The organism is Roseateles microcysteis (assembly GCF_036880965.1).
Lineage (GTDB): Bacteria > Pseudomonadota > Gammaproteobacteria > Burkholderiales > Burkholderiaceae_C > JAUASW01.
Genome location: NZ_JBAJMV010000007.1, coordinates 100,392 through 117,966, shown reverse-complemented (window position 1 = coordinate 117,966; position 17,575 = coordinate 100,392). Strand labels below are relative to the sequence as shown.

Genomic DNA, 17,575 nt, shown 5'->3' with positions numbered 1-17,575 from the left:
TGAAGTGAGCAGTTCTTGATCAGACCCACGACCAGCTTGCAGACCCGCCTGACCGCCGGCATCGCGCTGGCGGCTGCCGTGCTGGTCACCGCTCTGGGCTGGTACTGGACCGAACGCGAAGAGAACGAGCTGACGCAGGCGCTGCAGCGACGCCAGGGCCGCATGGCCGAGCTGGCGGCGCGTGGTTTCGCCGGCCCGATCTGGAACCTCGATACGGCAGCCGTCGGCAACCTGCTGGACGCGGTGATGGCCGAGCCTGAGGTGCACGCCATCGAGTTGAATGCGGTGGGCGTGGATGCCGAGCCGACCCGGCGCGTGCGCGAGCGCGAGGCCGTGCAGCCGCTGACGGTGGAGTTCGACATCGTCCACCAGGCTTCGCCCCAGGCCGCGCCGGCCAAGGTGGGCAGTGGCCGGCTGGTCTACACGAGGCAGTTCGTCTCCGAAGCCGTGGCGCAATCGCGCCGCTTTGTCGCCTCCATCCTGGCGGCCGTGCTGCTGGCGGTGATTGCCACCAGCGCCCTGCTGATACGCCGTTTCGTCAAACTGCCGGTGTCGCGGCTGGGCGCCGTGGCGCAGCGTGTGGCAGGGGGCGAGCTGGGTTCGACCACGCCGGTCGAGCGGCGCGATGAGCTGGGCGTGCTGACCGAGCAGTTCAACACCATGAGCCTGCAGTTGCAGCGCTCGGCCGAGGTCTTGCGCGCCAGCGAAGAGCGCTACCGAAGCCTGTTCGAGAACGCGACCATGGGCATCTTCCAGTGCGATGCCCGAGGGCGACTCTTGCGCCTGAATCGCGCCCTGGCGCAGATGCTGGGCTTTGCCCGGCCCGAGCAGGTGCTGGGCCACTCGCACAGCCTGCGCCGCCTGGCCCGCATCGAGCTGCCCGAGTACCGCCGCCTGGCCAGTGCCCTGCTGCGCCACCGTGTGCTGACGCAGGTGCCGCTGCTGATCTCCACGCACGACGGCCAGCAGCGCTGGGTCGAGCTCAGCGCCCACATCGTGCCGGATGCCGCCGGCCCGCGCATCGAGGGCATGCTCAGCGACATCAGCGAGCGCCGTGCCGCCGAGCAGGAGCTGACTCGCCACCGCGACCACCTGGAAGAGCTCGTGGCCGAGCGCACCGCCGAGCTGAGCCAGGCCAAGCTGCGCGCCGAAGCCGCCAGCCAGAGCAAGAGCCGTTTCCTGGCCACGATGAGCCATGAGTTCCGCACGCCGCTGAACGCCATCCTCGGTTTCTCGCAGCTCCTGCAGATGGATGCGAGCCTGAACGCCAGCCAGATCGGCAAGATCAACCTGATCCGCGACTCCGGCGACCATCTGCTGAGCCTGATCACCGACGTGCTGGACATGGCCAGCATCGAGGCCGGTCGGGTGCGTCTGCAAAGCGAAGCGCTGGACCTGCGTGCGCTGATGGAAGTGGCCTGCGATGCCGTGCGCCTGCGTGCCGAGGAAAAGCATCTCGAGTTGCGCATGGAGCTGCACAACGACCTGCCCACGCGCGTGCGCGCCGACGGCCAGCGACTGCGCCAGGTGCTCTTGAACCTGCTGTCCAACGGCGTGAAGTTCAGCGATGCGGGCGAGGTTCGCCTGGCCTGCCAGCCGGTCTGGCAGGGTGACGGCCGCGTGCGCTTGCGCTTCGAGGTCAGCGACACCGGCATCGGCATCGAGCCGGCGCAACTGGAGCGACTGTTCCAGCCCTTCGAGCAGGTCTCCGAAGACGCCCGGCGCCTTGGCGGCACGGGCCTTGGCCTGTCGATCAGCCAGCAGCTGGTGCGCTTGATGGGCGGCCAGATCAGCGTGGTCAGCGAGCGCGGCGGCGGCAGCTGCTTCAGCTTCGAGCTCGAAGTCCCGGTTTCCGCCTGATGTACGCAAGCCGGCGATAAGCCGCGGCTTGCATACTCGCCACCATGTCCTGGATGGTCTTCTACAAGCTGCTGGCGATCTTCATCGCCGTGGCGATAGGCTGGTTCGTCGGCCGCATGCGCTGGCTGGGCCAGGCCGATGCGGGCGGCAGCGGCGGCGATCCGGCGCGCGTGCTGTCCAACGCGGCCTTCTACATCTTTGTGCCGGCGCTGCTGTTCCGCACCACTGCGCGGGTCGACTTCGCGGTCATGCCCTGGCCCACGCTTCTGGCGTTCTTCATCCCGGTGATGCTCCTGATGCTGGCGGTCTATGCCTGGCAGCGCTGGCGTGGCACGGGCACGGCCGCGATGCCGGCCACGCGGGCCATCACCACCGTGTTCGGCAATACCTTGCAGGTGGGCGTGCCGGTGGCGGCCGGTGTGTTCGGCGAATCGGGCCTTGCCATCCACATCACCGTGGTCAGCCTGCATGCCTTGAGCTTGCTGACGGTGCTGACGCTGCTTGTCGAACTGGACCTGGCCCGCGAGCGCTCGCGCGAAGCGCCGGCCGGCCTGGTGGCAACGCTCAAGACCACGCTGCGCAACACCGTGATCCATCCGGTCGTGTTGCCGGTGGTGGCCGGCCTCCTCTGGAACGCGCTGGGCCTGGGCCTGCCCGCCGTGGTCGACGAAGTGCTGGCCACGCTGGGCACGGCCGTGGTGCCGCTTTGCCTGACCCTGATCGGCATGTCGCTGGCCTACTACGGATGGCCCCAGCGCTGGCGCGGCATGCTGGGCCTGGTGTTCTTGAAGCTGATGGTGCTGCCCGCGCTGGTGCTGGCGCTGGCGCATTGGGGTCTGGGCCTCAGCGGCCAGCCGCTGGCGGTCATCGTGATGATGGGCGCGCTGCCGGTGGGCTCCAACGCGCTGATCTTTGCGCAGCGCTACCGCACGCTGGAGGGCGAAACCACCGCGGCCATCGTGCTTTCCACCCTGCTCTTTGTCGTGACGGCGCCTTTGTGGCTCGCGCTGCTGGCCTTGCTGTGACGCGAAGCGCCCACTATGGCCCATCGTCGAGAATGGGCTCACGATGAGCCAAGATCTGCATTCCTACATGGACGGCCTGGGCGCCGCCGCCCGGGCCGCCGCCACCACCATGGCCGCGGCCTCCACCGCCGCCAAGAACCAGGCCCTCATGGCGCTGGCCCGGCGCCTGCGTGAATCCGGCCCAGCCCTGGCCGAGGCGAATGCCAAGGATCTGGCTGCCGCAGCGGGCCTGGACGCACCGATGCGCGACCGCCTCAAGCTCGATGCCAAGACCCTGGCCACCGTGGCCGAAGGCTGCGAGCAGATCGCGGCCATGCCCGACCCGACGGGTGAGATCACCGGCGTCAAGCGGCGGCCCTCGGGCATCAGTGTCGGCCAGATGCGCGTGCCCCTGGGTGTGTTCGGCATGATCTACGAGAGCCGCCCGAACGTGACCATCGAGGCCGCGTCGCTGGCGATCAAGAGCGGCAACGCCTGCATCCTGCGCGGCGGCTCGGAGGCCATCCATTCGAACAAGGCGCTGGCCGCATTGGTTGGCGACGCGCTGGCCGAAGCTGGCCTGCCACGCGAGGCCGTGCAACTGATCAGCACAACAGACCGCGCCGCCGTGGGCCGCCTGATCACGATGCCGCAGTTCGTGGACGTGATCATCCCGCGCGGCGGCAAGGGCCTGATCGAGCGCATCAGTGCCGAGGCGCGCGTGCCGGTGATCAAGCATCTGGACGGCAATTGCCACAGCTATGTCGATGCCGAGGTCGATCTGGACCTGGCCTTGAAAGTCGTCGACAACGCCAAGACGCAGAAGTACAGCCCCTGCAATGCCACCGAGTCGCTGCTCGTGCACGCAGCGCAGGCGGCGGCCTTCCTGCCCAGGATCGGTGCCGTGTTTGCGGCCAAGGGCGTGGAGATGCGGGGCTGCCCGCGCACGCTGGCCTTGCTGGGCCCGCTTGCTGGTGCCAGGCTGGCGGCGGCCAGCGAGGCCGATTGGGGCACCGAGTACCTCGCGCCCATCATCAGCATCAAGGTGGTCGACAGCCTGGACGAGGCCATCGCCCACATCAACCGGCATGGCTCGCATCACACCGATGCGATCCTGACCACGAACCATCCGAACGCGATGCGCTTCCTGCGCGAGGTCGATTCGGCCAGCGTGATGGTCAACGCCAGCACCCGCTTCGCCGACGGCTTCGAGTACGGCCTGGGCGCCGAGATCGGCATCTCCACCGACAAGTTCCACGCCCGTGGTCCGGTCGGCCTGGAGGGGCTGACCTCGATGAAGTGGGTGGTGCTGGGGCAGGGCGAAGTGCGCGGCTGAACACCGCGCAGCAGGCCCGCCCGGGGTCAGCGAATCACGATCTGCAGCACGTGCCCCGGCGGCACCATGATGCCCTTGCGGCGGTAGCGGGCTCCCGCAGCCGCAGTCGTGCTTTCCCACTGGTAGATGTGGGCGCCTGGGTAGAGACGCCAAGTCCCGTAGATCTGCTCACTGGGACCTGACCCCAGCGTCTTGAGGTCGATGGCCGGCAGATCGACCTCCGCATTGACATAGGGCGGCATGCCCAGACCGGGTCCGTCTTCCGAGTGGAAAGGGCCCGCGATGCTCAGGTTCATGGCGCTGTAGTGTTCCATCAGGCCCTTGCCCGAGAGCTGGAACACCTGGTCATCCAGGCATCTGAAACTGCCGTCGGCCGTGTCTTCCTTGGGGCAATTGAAGGTCAGGCCTCGCAGCAGGCTGGCACCCAGCCGCCGGTCCAGATAGCCGGCGAGGCTGCCACCCACGCTGTAGTTCACGCCGTCGCCACCCAGGAACTGCACGGGGAAGGAGCTGGACTGGTAGCTGGCCATGCGCAAGGCCATGGGGGCGAACCGGCTGCCATCGGCCTTGGTGATCAGCTCCGAAGAGACGAGGTCCTCGGCGACCATGGCGGTCATTTCTTCCAGCCAGGATTCGTGCCGGGGCCCGTTGTTGAGCAGCCAGCGCTGGTAGTTGTTGACCTGGTGCATGAATTCATGCACCAGCGATGATTTGATGAAATTCAGGTCGGTCTTGATGAAGCGCGCATTGACGACCATGAGGATGGCCTCGTTGCTCCTCGGAAGCGACGTCTTGCGATACAGGTCGCCAGAGTAGACATAGGCGCCCCAGTACTGATTGGCGCCTGGATCGGCCAGCAGGACGTTCACCGGCTGCAGGGCAGCGTCGCTGATGATGTAGGAGAGTTCATGCAGGCCGAAGACTTCTGCACGCAACAGCTGCTGCAGTCGCTGGAAGCCGCCCTTTTCGCCGCAGGCCATCGGCTTGAAGTCATCAGCGATCTGCGTGTTGCTCAGCAGCTCGTTGCTCCGGGCGTTCTCGTCGACCCAGAACAGGACCATGCGGCCTCCAGGCAGGCTGCAGCTGTCTGCCAGGCGGCTCTTGTATGGCAGGCCGGTGCTGGCGTCATTCCAGTCGCGGCTGCTGCCGATCTCCGGCACCGGCAGCGCTGGTCGCGGCGCAGCGCTCTGAATCTTGCGCTGGCCGCCACCGGCTCGCGCCGTGCCGCTGAGCTTGTCCAGTGCGGCCGTCAGCGCCCGATCTCTGGCCAGATGCTCGGCATGGGCCTCATCGCGTCGGCGCTCTATCGAGTCGGGCGCTTCGGTCGTGGACGCCGTGTAAGTCGCGATCGAGGAGGTTCCTGCGCTTTTTACCGGGCGTGCCGCCATCCCCAGGGACTGGCCGAGTTCGGCAATGCCGGCATTGCTGCCGGTGGCATTGCTCAGGCTGACCAGAACTTGCCGGCCCGCCGCGACCCCGGCGATGTCGATATTGACGGCCTGCGCATGCGGCTGGTCATTGATCAGTTGCCAGCGGCCCAGGCCTTCGCCGGCATAGAGGTCTGCTGCCGCGGCCGGGCAGGGCTCGGCGGCGCAGGGTGCCGGCGGAATGTTGTCGAGGCGGTTGGCCACCACTTTGATGGAGGCCGTCTGCCGGGCGACCTTCTGACTGACGCTGTCCCGGCCAATCACCTGGAGCTGGTAGACCCCGGGATAGGGATAGCGGTGGCTGACTTCATCGCCGGTCGCGGTGGATCCGTCGCCAAACTTCCATTCGTGGACGATGGATTGGCCCAGGTCCGCCGAGGATTCGGCCTTGAACAGGACCTCCTCACCCGGCACGAAGGGCCCCTGCGGTGCCGTCAGCTTGGGCGGGTAGACGGTTTGAGGGTCGAGGGAGGTGGCGCGCAGGGTGACCGTGGCGTAGTCGGGCAGGTCCTCCATGCCCAGCGAGATCACGTAGTCGCCAGGCCGGTCGGGCTGCAGTTTGGCAGTGAGGAGCCCCCAGGTGTCCGCTTGAATCACGGCGCTGCTGCCCTTGGGCGCCTTGACCAGGGTCCATGTGCGAGCCCTGCCGTTGATCTCGCGTCCATCCACCGCTCGATTCGCTGACGCGTCAAGGGTAGCAAGCTGGCCCACCAGGACCGAGCTGGGCGCCTTGATGCTGCCGGTCGGCCTGGTGATGACCTGCACAAGCATGCTGGCGCCGGTGATGTTCACGTCGCCGCTGCTTGGCTTCAGCTCGATCCAGTACTGACCCACTGCATCCGGGGTGAAGGTCATGGAGGGGGCCGTGCCGCTTGCCAGCATCGGTGGCAGCCGGCTTCGCTCGGGCGCGGACCTCAGGAACCAGTCATAGACCACCGTGGCATTGCCGACGGTACCGACAAAGTAGATGCTCACCGTCCGCGGTACGCCGACGGCCATATTGCAGCTCAGCGGACCGTTGCATGTGTAGGTGGGGTAAGTGATGACGCTGCGCATCGTGGAGGCCGCGAGGGTGCGGACCGTCTTGGTGACGGTCTCACCCTGGATGGCCTCCACCTGTACCTGGTATTGCCCGGCCACGTCGGCCTTCAGGCTGACTTCCGAACCCCAGGCTGCGCTGAGCTTGGCTCCGCTGCCGCTCGGCCCCTCGAGAAGCGTCCAGCGGTAGGTGGTCAAGCCGTTGACGGCGGCGGTGGGCTGACGGGCCTGCAGCACGGTGGCCTGCCCCAGCTGCAGCTGGCCCGTCGGAGCCGAGGTCTCGATCAGCGGCCCGGCGACTGCGTCCACGGCCAGTTGCCGCTGGACTTTCTCTCCGTCGGCGCCAGTGACGGTCCATTGCACGACGTAGCGCCCCGGCTCATCGGTGCTGAGCAACTGGCTGCTGCTTTCTCCTGGCGGCAGGGTGACCTGGCTGCTTGCCGGGCGCTCCAGCAGCTGCCATGTCATGGCGGCAGGGCTCGCGCTGCCCTGATCCAGGTAGCCATTGATCTGCAGCGACTCGCCGGCACGTACCTGCGAGGGTCCGTTCAACTGGATGGACAGCGTGGCTTTCGGCGCTGGCGTGCTGCCTGAATGGTCAGCGCTCCCTCCGCCGCCACAGCCGGCCAGCAAGATGGCGACAAACAAACCGGCCCAGACCCGGCGCCGACCCGCGGGTGCTCGCTTCTGCATGAATGATTCCCCCTGCCGCCCTTGAGCTTGTGATGCATTGGTCTGCAGCGAGCGCGCAAGACCTGGCCCCCGCGGGTGCGGCGCGGTGGGCGGTGACATTGTGTGGTTAGCAGCGGCTGCCGGCGAAGCGCTGGGCCCTGGTGTTTTCCCTTTCTGTGCCCCGGTCTCACTGCCAATCGCCCTGGACACATAACATGCAGGTCTGGCGGCAATGAGGCCGCCTTTCGAGCTGTACCCCATGAGCACTCTTCCCAAAGACACCCCGCCGCAAGCCAACAGCGGCCGCAAGGCCCTGGTGCTGTTTTCCGGCGGACAGGATTCCACCACCTGCCTGGCCTGGGCGCTAGAGCGCTATGCGGCGGTCGAGACCCTGGGTTTCGACTATGGCCAGCGCCACCTGGTCGAGCTGGAATGCCGCCTGGAAGTGCTGGCCGAATTGAAGGCGCGCTTCCCGCAATGGGCGCCCAAGCTCGGCGAAGACCATCTGCTGGACCTGTCGCTGCTGGGCCAGATCTCCGAAACCGCGCTGACCAGCGAACGGGCCATCGAGATGCAGGCCAACGGCTTGCCCAACACCTTTGTGCCCGGCCGCAACCTGCTGTTCCTGAGCTTTGCCGCCACCTTGGCGTATCGCCGGGGTGCTTCGGTGCTGGTGGGTGGCATGTGCGAGACCGATTACTCGGGCTATCCGGACTGCCGCGACAACACCTTGAAGGCGCTGCAGGTCGCGCTGAGCCTGGGCCTGGACACGCCCATGACCCTGGAAACGCCGCTGATGTTCATCACCAAGGCCGAAACCTGGGCCTTGTCCGAGCAACTGGGGGGCCCGGCGCTGAACGAGCTGATCGTCGAGCACACGCACACCTGCTATCTGGGCGAGCGCAAGACCCGCCATGCCTGGGGCTATGGCTGCGGCAACTGCCCGGCTTGTGAATTGCGCGCGCGCGGCCACGCCGAGTTCATGCAGGGCCGCTCATGATCGGCTACCTGGGCTGGGCGCTGCTGGCGCTCGTGTTCTTCTGGGCCATCGGTGCCTACAACCGCGTGATGAAGCTGCGCAATGCGATAGGCAAGGCCTTTGCGCAGCTGGACGAGCACCTCACCCGGCGCGCTGAAATCTGCGACAAGCTCTGTGAGCTGCTGCGGCCCCTGCTGCCGGCCGAGCAATCGACGTTCGACACGCTGGCCGCCTCGCAAGCGGAGGCCCAGCAATTGGCCGCCGAGGTGCGCGCCAAACCCTATGCGGCCGACCCAGTGGCGAGTCTTGCCGTTGCAGCGGCAGTGCACGCGGCAGCGCTGGCGCGGCTGACCTCGATGCTCGAGCATCACGCCGAGCTGCGCGAGCATGCCGAGCTCTATGTCCTGCAGGACGAGTTGAAGCTGGTGGAGCGTCAGCGCGCCTTCACGCGCCAGCTCTTCAACGAGGCGGTGCGCCAGTACAACGAGGCGGTGCGCGAATTCCCGACCCGCCTCCTGACCGGCGTCTACGGCTTCATGGAAGCCAGATCGCTCTGATCAGTTACAGACGATGGCGCCGGTGTTGACGAGTTCCTGGAACAAGGCCATCAGCGCTTTTCCGCTCATCGCGTAGGGGTCGAGCTTCGCCGTCGAGCAGTACTTCAGCACCAGCGCCGGGTTGAGCCGGTGCAGGTTGACCGAGCCCATGGTCCAGCCAGCGAAATGGCGCTCGCCGATTTCTTCGTAGCTGAGCAGCACCACGTCCTTGTGGCGGGCATCGGCCACGATGTGCTTGTAGCGGGCATTGACTGCCTCGCGGCCGCCTTCCAGCACCTGGATGAAGATGCCGTCGCTGTAGCAGAGCAGGCCGGTCAGGCCCTCGGCCGGGTTGTGCTCGCGCGACTGCTTGAGGATGGCATTGAGCTCCGCATCGCCCACGGGGCTGGCGGCACGGCTGGCGTAGAGAAGACGGACAAGCATGGGGTTGCTCCTGGAGCGCATTCTTTCTATTTACTTCTTGCTGAGCAGCGAGAGGAACTCGCGGCGCAGATTCGGGTCTTTCAGGAAGGCGCCGCGCATCACGCTGTTGGTCATCATGGACTCGCTGTCCTTGACGCCGCGCCAGTGCATGCAGAAGTGGTCCGCCTCCATCACGATGGCCAGCCCGTCGGGCTGCACGCGCTCCTGCAACTCATTGGCCAGCATGGTGACAGCCTCTTCCTGGATCTGCGGCCGGCTCATGATCCAGTCGCACAGCCGTGCGTACTTGGACAAGCCGATCAGGTTCGAGTGCTCGTTCGGCAAGAGACCGATCCAGACCCGGCCCATGATGGGGCAGAGGTGGTGCGAGCAGGCGCTGCGCACGGTGATCGGGCCGACGATCATCAGCTCGTTCAGGCGGGCCACATTGGGGAACTCGGTCACTGCCGGCGCCTCGACATAGCGGCCGCGGAATACCTCGCGCACAAACATCTTGGCCACGCGCTTGGCGGTTTCCTGGGTGTTGTGGTCGCTGTCGGTGTCGATCACCAGGCTGCGCAGCACGTCCTGCAGCTTGGCGGCCACCTCGGCCTGGACCTCATCGAGCTCGCCCTCGCGCACGAAGGCGGCGATGTTGTCGTTGGCATGGTGGCGGCAGCCGGCGCTGACCAGGCGGTAGCGGATGCGCTCGGAGGCGCTGAGGCCGGCGGGCGTGTCGTCTGAGGCTTCGGAGGCTCCGGTCATCATGGCTGTGTGTTCTTGTTCATGCAGCAGGGATTGTGGCCGGATCGCCGAGAACCTGCTCAGTCAAGTCAGGATGTCCCCCTACACTGAGCGCGTGTCTGCTGTCCCTACCCCCTCTCATTTCGCTCCGCCGCTGCAAAAGCTGCTCCTGCAGGTGGCCGATGCCGTGCAGGGCGTGCAGGCCGGGCAGTCCCTGACCGAGCTGCTGGCGCGCTGCCCGGCCGAGCTGCGGCCTGGCACGCAGGCCTTGACCTTTCATGTGCTTCGCCACCTCGGCGCGGCCCAGGCGGCCCGCAAGCTCCTGGCGCCAAAGGCGCCGCCGCCCAAGGTCGACAGCCTTCTGCTCTCCGCCCTGGCGCTGCTGTGGCCGGTGGCCGAGCCCGCCTACGCCGATCACACGGTGGTGGACCAAACCGTCTCGGCCGCCCGCAAGCGCGCCGCGCCCTCGGCCGGCTTCATCAATGCGGTGCTGCGCCGATTCCTGCGCGAGCGCGAGGCCCTGGTGGCCGCGGCTCAGCGCGACCCTCAAGGCGCCTTCAACCATCCGCCCTGGTGGATAGAGCGCCTGAAAGCCGACTGGCCTGAGCAGTGGCAAGCGATCCTGGCGGCCAACAATGAACAACCGCCGATGAGCTTGCGCGCGCATGCCGGGCGCGGTTCGGCGGCAAGCTATCTGGAGCGCCTCACGCAAGCCGGCCTGGGTGGCAGGCTGCTGGGCGAGCTGGCGCCGCAAGCCGTGGTGCTGGACAAGCCGGTGCCCGTGCAGCAACTGCCGGGCTTTGCCCAAGGCGATGTTTCCGTGCAGGACGCCGCCGCCCAGTTGGCCGCACCGCTGCTCCTGAACGACCGTGCCGGCCTGCCGCCGCTGCCCGAGGCGCCACGCCTGCTGGATGCCTGCTCGGCGCCCGGCGGCAAGACCGCCCATCTGCTGGAGCTGCGCCCCAAGGCCGAGGTGCTGGCGCTGGATGCCGACGCCCAGCGCCTGGCCCGTGTCCAGGACACCCTGAGCCGCCTTCAGCAAAGTGCCACGCTGAAGGCCGCCGATGCCCGCGACACCGCGAGCTGGTGGGATGGCCAGGCCTTCGACGCCATCCTGCTCGATGCGCCCTGCAGCGCCTCGGGAATCGTGCGTCGCCACCCCGACGTGCGCTGGCTGCGCCGCCCGGGCGACATCGCCCAGCTGGCCGACATCCAGGCCGGCCTGCTGGATGCGCTGTGGCCCACCCTGAAGGCCGGTGGCCGCATGGTCTACGCCACCTGCTCGGTCTTCAAGGCCGAAGGTCAGGCCCAGGTCGATGCGTTTTTGCAACGATGCCCGGACGCCGAACTGATTCCGGTGGATGGCTTCACGGGCCATCTGCTGCCCCTCGCACACAATGAGGCACAGCCGGCTGGGGCCTCGATCGTCGATGGCTTTTTCTATGCCTTGCTGCTGAAGAAGAAAGCCTGATCGTTTTGCGCCGACGTCAGTTCGTCTCCGCTGCCACCACCCTTTTGTCCGCCGCCCTGCTGGGCCTGGCGGCGCCTGTGCTGGCTCAGGGTATCGAGCTCGTGCACCTGAAGACCGAGAAGGCCGAGGACGCGCTGGAGCTCAGCTTCAACACCCGCTTCGAGCTGCCGCGCGGCGTTGAAGAGGCGCTGATGAAGGGCGTGCCCATCTACTTCACCGCCGAGGTCAGCGTGTTCCGCAACCGCTGGTACTGGCGCGACTCCCGCGTGGCCCGCGTCAACCGCACCTGGCGGCTGACCTGGCAGGCGCTGACCCGGCAATACCGGATCAGCACTGGCGGGCTGAATCAGAGCTTCTCCACGCTCAGCGAAGCGATGAGCTCGCTGCGCGGCGTCAGCGCCTGGCGCATCGCGGAAGCGCGCGACCTTGAAGACGATGGGCGCTTTTACCTGGAGTTCAGCTATAAGCTCGACACCAGCCAGTTGCCCAAACCGATGCAGATCGGCCTGGGCCTGCCCCAGGGCTGGACCCTGGGCATCGAGCGCACGTTGAGCCTCAACGCTGACCTCACGCTGCGCCAGAGCCAATGACCCGCGCTGCTCGATGGGCTTGGGTCATCTCGCTGGTGACCATCACCGGCGTTTGCGGCGTCCTGTCCTTCCTGCTGTCCATCGGCGCGACCACGCCGCGCGGCTTCTTCGAGCGCCATTACGCCTGGCTGTTCTGGGTCAATGTGGCGGTGGCCGTGGTGCTGATGCTGGTGATCGGCATTGCCGCGCTGCGCCTGTTCCTGCGCGTGCGCAGCGGCAAGTTCGGCAGCCGGCTGCTGCTCAAGCTCGCGGGCATCTTTGCCCTGGTCGGCGTCGTGCCGGGCCTCTTGATCTACACCGTGTCGTATCAGTACGTGAACCGCAGCATCGACAGCTGGTTCGACGTGCGCCTGGCCAGCGCCTTGCAGTCGGGCCTTGAGCTGGGTGCCGGCACCTTTGAAGCCATGGGCATCGAGCTGGGCCAGAAGGTGCGCGATGCGGCCGACAAGCTGCGCGACACCAACTTCTCGCAGCAGGTGCTGGCGCTGGAGCGGCTGCGCGAGCAGATGAATGTGCGCACCATTGCGCTGGTCGGGCCCAATGGCCAGATCCTTTCCGGCGTCGGCGGCGACACCGGCTCGCTCCTGCCTGATCGGCCAGACCTGTCGCTGCTGCGCCGGGCGCGCAGCGAGGAGGTGGCGGTCGGCAAGCCTGAGGGCCTGGACGATGATTCCGCCGTGCTGCAGGGCCGCGTCCACCTGCGTGCGCTGGCCTATCTGCACGGCAGCGAACGCAGCCTGGGCGCCAGCGCCAGCGGCGAGCGCTACCTGATGGTGGTGCAACGCCTGCCCACGGCCACCGTGGCCAATGCGCTGGCGGTTCAGAACGCCCGCGGCGAATACGAGCAGCGGGCGCTCGAGATCGGCGGCCTGCGCCGCGTCTACCTGGGCACGCTGACCCTGGTGTTGATCCTGGCTGTGTTTGCGGCGCTGCTGCTGGCCGTGACTCTCGGCAACCAGCTGGCGCGGCCGCTGCTGCTCCTGGCCGACGGCGTGCGCCAGGTGGCGCAGGGCGACCTGTCCGCCAAACCGGTGCTGACCACCCGCGACGAGCTGGCCGGCCTGACGCGTTCCTTCGCGGACATGACGGAGCAGCTGTCTGATGCCCGCTCCATGGTCGAGATGAGCGTGACCCAGCTGGAAGCGGCCCGCACCAATCTGCAGACCATCCTCGACAACCTGACCGCCGGCGTGATCGTGTTCGATGCCGATGGCCGCATCGACACCGTTAACCCCGGCGCCACCCGCATCCTGCGCCAGCCGCTGTTTGCCTACCGTGGCCGCCGCATGTCCGAGCTGGAGCCCTTGCAGGGTTTTGCGCAGGCGGTCTGGCAGCGCTTTGATGCGCACCGTTCCACCCCGGAAGACGGAGAACGCGGCCAATGGCAAGACAGCTTCGAACTGCCGCAGCCCAGCGGCGAGATCCTGACCCTGCTGGTGCGAGGCGCCACGATGCCGCATGACGCGCGGCTGATGGTGTTTGACGACATCACCGAGGTGGTCTCGGCCCAGCGCTCGGCGGCCTGGAGCGAGGTGGCGCGCCGCCTGGCCCATGAGATCAAGAACCCGTTGACGCCGATCCAGCTCTCGGCCGAACGCCTGCAGCACAAGCTGGAGGCCAAGCTCGAGGGTGCGGACCAGGCCATGCTGGTGCGCGCCGTGGGCACCATCGTCAACCAGGTGCAGGCGATGAAGCAGCTGGTCAACGAGTTCCGCGACTACGCCCGCCTGCCGGCTGCGCAACTGACGGCCCTGGACCTCAACAACCTGGTTGCCGAGGTGCTGCTGCTCTATGTGCCGGCCCAGGAGGCGGGCCGCCTGCATGCCGACCTCGTTGCGGAGCCACCGCTCATCATGGGCGACGCCACGCAGCTGCGCCAGGTCATCCACAACCTCGTGCAGAACGGTCTTGACGCCGTGAGTGAGCGTCCCGACGGCCATGTGCAGGTGCGTACGCAGAAGTCATTCAGCGAAGCCGGCGAGCTGCGCAGCTTGCGCCTGCAGATCATCGACAACGGCCCCGGCTTTGCCGACAAGGTGCTCAAGCGCGCCTTCGAACCCTATGTCACGACCAAGAGCAAGGGCACCGGCCTCGGCCTTGCGGTGGTCAAGAAAATCGCCGACGAACATGGCGCGCGCATCCGCTTGTCCAACCTGCACAAGGACGGCGACGAGGCCCAGCCGACGGTGGGCGCGCAAGTTTCGTTATCATTTTCAAATCTTGCGACTGCATTTGGCCCCGCCGACCCCGGCGCAGCACCTCAGCCCCGCTTGAACTAGGTATCCATGGCAACCATTCTCGTAGTCGACGACGAACTGGGCATTCGCGCCCTCTTGTCCGAAATCCTCACTGATGAGGGGCACTCCATCGAACTGGCCGAAAACGCGGCTCAGGCCCGCGCCTGCCGCGAGCGGATGAGGCCCGATCTGGTGCTGCTGGACATCTGGATGCCCGATGTCGACGGCATCACGCTCCTCAAGGAATGGGGCAGCAGCGGCCAGCTCTCGATGCCCGTCATCATGATGAGCGGCCACGGCACCATAGACACCGCGGTCGAAGCCACCAAGTTCGGCGCCATCGCCTTCCTGGAAAAACCGATCACGCTGCAGAAGCTGCTGCGCGCTGTCGAGCAGGCCCTGGTCAAGACCGCGCCGCGTCCGGCGCCTGTGCTGGGCAGCACCAACCACAACAGCTATGCCCGCGCGGAGATGAATTCGCTGCAGATGAGCCTGCCGGTCTCCGGCAACAGCCTGCCGCTGGCCACGCTGCCGCCGGCCGGTCTGGCCTCGGAGCAGAGCTTCGAGCTCGACCGCCCGCTGCGCGAGGCGCGCGATGCCTTCGAGAAGAGCTATTTCGAGTTCCACCTGGCCAAGGAAAACGGCTCCATGACCCGTGTGGCCGAGAAGACAGGCCTGGAGCGCACCCACCTCTACCGCAAGCTCAAGCAGCTCGGCGTCGACCTCTCGCGCAACAAGCGCGGCGGCGGCATCTGATCTGACGAGGCTGGAGGGCTGGAAACAGCCCAAAAAGCTGTGCTATAGTCGCGGTCTTCGCTGATTCGCCACCCGTGCAAACGGGCCCAAACAAGGCCGAAGACGCGACAGACAAGACAAATGGCCTGGTAGCTCAGTTGGTAGAGCAGCGGATTGAAAATCCGCGTGTCGGTGGTTCGATTCCGCCCCAGGCCACCAAACGCAAATGGCTCCCCTCGGGGAGCCATTTTCGTTTGCTGGCTTCGGCAGCGGATGAGAACCACGTTCGCTCTACGACAGTCCGGGGGACTGTCGTAGGACGTTGCGGCAGCAACGGTCCGGAATGCCCAACGAGGCATGGAGGATGACTGATCGGCCAAAGCTGAGCAGGCACATTCCGCCTTCTTCCTCAGGCCACCAAGAATTCAGTGCCGACGAGCACTTAGACTAAGGCCCCGCACAGTTCGCTGTTCGGGGCTTTTGTGCATTCGGCAACGTGTCTACAAATTGGTGGGCGCGAGTGCCGAGCGCATGTCTTGAAGGGGGATGCCGTGGCGGTTCGATCGAATCTTGTGAACCTCGACGCGATGATCAAGCGCGAGGACTTTGCTACGACCGCGACTGACGAAACGCAGTCCTACGAAAACGTGGCGACGATCTCTCTTCGAGACTTCACGGCCGGCGGCTTCATGGGCCCGAGCCTGCGAAAGCCCGATTTCCAGAGAGAAACGAATCACTGGGCGCCCGAGCAGGTTGTTTCCCTTCTTGAGTGCTTTGTAAGCGGCGACCTAATTCCGTCAGTGATTCTGTGGAAGTCGCCGACCTACTTGTTTGTAATTGATGGCGGGCATCGCCTGAGCGCACTAAGAGCCTGGGTCGAGGACGACTATGGCGACGGGCCGACTTCTCAGGCGTTCTTCGGCTATCAGATCGCCGAGGGCCAGCGAAAGGCAGCAGAAACCACGAGAGCGCTGATCGCGAAATCCATCGGGACGTGGCAGCACTATCAAGCTCGCATTAGCGATGAGGCTCTGGACCTTGCCGAACGCAGGAAGCTCACTGCTGTGGTGTCACGGGGCTTGCCGATCCAGTGGGTGAACGGGGATGCCGACAAGGCCGAGAGCTCATTCTTCAAAATCAACACGAAAGGAACACCTCTCGACGATATTGAAGAACTTCTCCTGAAAAATCGGGCCAAACCAGCGTCAATCGCCGCCAGAGCAATCATTAGATCGGGCAGAGGGCATCGGTACTGGTCGCGATTTAGCGCCACGGTGGCCAGCGAGATTGAAGCGAAGGCAAAGAGTCTTCACTCTGCGCTGTTCGATCCGGAGATTGAAAGGCCGATCAAGACGCTTGACTTGCCGCTGGGCGGGCCCCGGGGAATTCGAACCGCGCTGGAGGCGCTGATCGACTTAATGCTGATTGCCGAGAGGAACCAGCAGGGCGACCCGAAGTCTGTCGAGGCCCTTCTTGATGACCCGGATGGGACTGCCACTGTCAAGATGCTATCGCGGGCACTAGCGCTGGTTGGGCGAATTACGGGCAACGACAAAGGCAGCTTGGGGCTTCATCCTGCCGTCTACTTTTATGGACCAACCGGCCGGCACTCCGGCCCCATGTTCATGGGGACCGTTGCTCTAATTGGCTCCAAGCTCGCCAACAACGACAAGCAGTTCTTCGCTCGTTTCACGGAGGTTCGTTCAAAGCTTGAAGAAGCGTTGGTGGCACACAAGGATCTGATTTCGATCATCATTCAGCGCACCGCCAGTTCAGGCCGCAGCGCGCGATATACAAGAACGCTGGGCCTAATGATCGATGCCCTCAAAGAAGGGCAAGCGGTGGGCGAAGCGGATCTTGTTCGTTTCGCCGGGATGGAGGGCAAGATCCTAGTGGGCACTGCTGAAACGACCGCTAAGAATTTCTCCGACGACACCAAGAGTGCCGTATTTATTCAGGTAGCTCTCAATGGCGCAATTAAGTGCCCGATATGCGATGGTTATTTGGACCCGGAGAAATCTGTTTCTTACGACCATGTGCTCGAGGCACGCAACGGTGGCAAGGGGAGCAATGGCAACCTGCAACTCACGCACCCGTATTGCAATCAGTCGGTAAAGAACTAGCCTACCGGAGGGGCTGTACCCGCTCGCCAATCCGTGTGCGCACATAGTGTTCTGTCATGTCGCGATTGCGATGGCCAAGCAGTTTCTGTGAGTGCGCCAGGTCGCCGGTGTTGGTTGCTGCCTTGACCCGAGTGTCCCGGAACTGAAAATCCACTCTGGCCGCGTGCCGGGCCTTGTCGAAGCGTGATCGCATCGCGAAGTTGACCAGCGGCTCGCCGCAGTCGTCCTGAATCAGCCAGGCGGCCAGCTCGCCGGTCAGTTCAATGGCCCGCTTGGTCTTGGTCTTGTTCTGCGTGATCCACAGCGCGCGTCGCGCAGGTCTTCAGGCTGGATCTTGAGCACGTTGGCAGGCCGCTGACCGGTCAACAGGGCCAGGGCCACCGCGTCGCGCAGGGTCTGG

General features: G+C 65.7%; 13 protein-coding genes and 1 tRNA gene. 11 read left to right on the top strand and 3 right to left on the bottom strand.

Features of this window, described 5'->3' with window-relative positions:
* The first annotated feature begins 15 nt into the window (after positions 1 to 15).
* From V3596_RS19270 to V3596_RS19260, 3 genes are read left to right on the top strand one after another with little or no spacing between them, the layout of a single operon-like run.
* Positions 16 to 1,860, top strand: a complete 1,845-nt coding sequence (locus tag V3596_RS19270) for an ATP-binding protein (RefSeq protein WP_334279443.1) — start codon at positions 16 to 18, stop codon at positions 1,858 to 1,860.
* 44 nt (positions 1,861 to 1,904) lie between these two features.
* Positions 1,905 to 2,885: an AEC family transporter gene (locus tag V3596_RS19265; protein ID WP_334279442.1), complete on the top strand. Its 981-nt coding sequence runs from the start codon at positions 1,905 to 1,907 to the stop codon at positions 2,883 to 2,885.
* Positions 2,886 to 2,928: 43 nt separating this feature from the next.
* On the top strand, positions 2,929 to 4,200 hold the full coding sequence (locus V3596_RS19260) for a glutamate-5-semialdehyde dehydrogenase (protein ID WP_334279441.1): 1,272 nt from the start codon (positions 2,929 to 2,931) through the stop codon (positions 4,198 to 4,200).
* Between the two features lie 26 nt (positions 4,201 to 4,226).
* On the opposite strand, the gene V3596_RS19255 is transcribed toward V3596_RS19260, so the two are convergent.
* Positions 4,227 to 7,358: a M30 family zinc metallopeptidase gene (locus V3596_RS19255; RefSeq protein ID WP_334279440.1), complete on the bottom strand. Its 3,132-nt coding sequence runs from the start codon at positions 7,356 to 7,358 to the stop codon at positions 4,227 to 4,229.
* A 238-nt stretch (positions 7,359 to 7,596) separates the two neighbouring features.
* On the opposite strand from V3596_RS19255, the gene queC reads away from it, so the two are divergent.
* Both queC and V3596_RS19245 read left to right on the top strand, forming a co-directional pair.
* Positions 7,597 to 8,337 carry a 7-cyano-7-deazaguanine synthase QueC gene (gene queC, locus V3596_RS19250; protein WP_334279439.1) on the top strand — a complete coding sequence of 247 codons (741 nt, stop codon included), beginning with the start codon at positions 7,597 to 7,599 and terminating at the stop codon, positions 8,335 to 8,337.
* Positions 8,334 to 8,873: a LemA family protein gene (locus tag V3596_RS19245; protein ID WP_334279438.1), complete on the top strand. Its 540-nt coding sequence runs from the start codon at positions 8,334 to 8,336 to the stop codon at positions 8,871 to 8,873. Before queC ends, V3596_RS19245 begins: the two co-directional genes overlap by 4 nt.
* On the opposite strand, the gene V3596_RS19240 is transcribed toward V3596_RS19245, so the two are convergent.
* Positions 8,874 to 9,296, bottom strand: coding sequence for a BLUF domain-containing protein (locus tag V3596_RS19240; RefSeq protein WP_334279437.1), 423 nt, complete (start codon positions 9,294 to 9,296; stop codon positions 8,874 to 8,876).
* A 30-nt stretch (positions 9,297 to 9,326) separates the two neighbouring features.
* Positions 9,327 to 10,043, bottom strand: a complete 717-nt coding sequence (gene folE / locus V3596_RS19235) for a GTP cyclohydrolase I (protein ID WP_334279436.1) — start codon at positions 10,041 to 10,043, stop codon at positions 9,327 to 9,329.
* Positions 10,044 to 10,113: 70 nt separating this feature from the next.
* Between folE and rsmB the strand changes: the two genes are divergently transcribed.
* The 6 genes from rsmB (at position 10,114) to V3596_RS19205 (ending at position 17,175) form a co-directional block, all read left to right on the top strand.
* Positions 10,114 to 11,490: a 16S rRNA (cytosine(967)-C(5))-methyltransferase RsmB gene (rsmB, locus tag V3596_RS19230; protein WP_416383997.1), complete on the top strand. Its 1,377-nt coding sequence runs from the start codon at positions 10,114 to 10,116 to the stop codon at positions 11,488 to 11,490.
* Between the two features lie 5 nt (positions 11,491 to 11,495).
* Complete coding sequence (locus V3596_RS19225; RefSeq protein ID WP_334279434.1) at positions 11,496 to 12,080, top strand: DUF4390 domain-containing protein; 585 nt, start codon at positions 11,496 to 11,498, stop codon at positions 12,078 to 12,080.
* The gene (locus V3596_RS19220; protein WP_334279433.1) at positions 12,077 to 14,359 is read left to right on the top strand and encodes a sensor histidine kinase; all 2,283 of its coding nucleotides are present in this window, start codon (positions 12,077 to 12,079) and stop codon (positions 14,357 to 14,359) included. The genes V3596_RS19225 and V3596_RS19220 overlap by 4 nt, the downstream gene beginning before the upstream one ends.
* Before the next feature lie 6 nt (positions 14,360 to 14,365).
* Complete coding sequence (locus V3596_RS19215) at positions 14,366 to 15,073, top strand: response regulator (RefSeq protein WP_334279432.1); 708 nt, start codon at positions 14,366 to 14,368, stop codon at positions 15,071 to 15,073.
* Between the two features lie 122 nt (positions 15,074 to 15,195).
* A tRNA-Phe gene (locus V3596_RS19210) sits at positions 15,196 to 15,271 on the top strand.
* A 353-nt stretch (positions 15,272 to 15,624) separates the two neighbouring features.
* Entirely contained in the window at positions 15,625 to 17,175 is a 1,551-nt protein-coding gene (locus tag V3596_RS19205; RefSeq protein ID WP_334279431.1) for a DUF262 domain-containing protein, read from the top strand.
* The last annotated feature ends 400 nt before the right edge of the window (positions 17,176 to 17,575 follow it).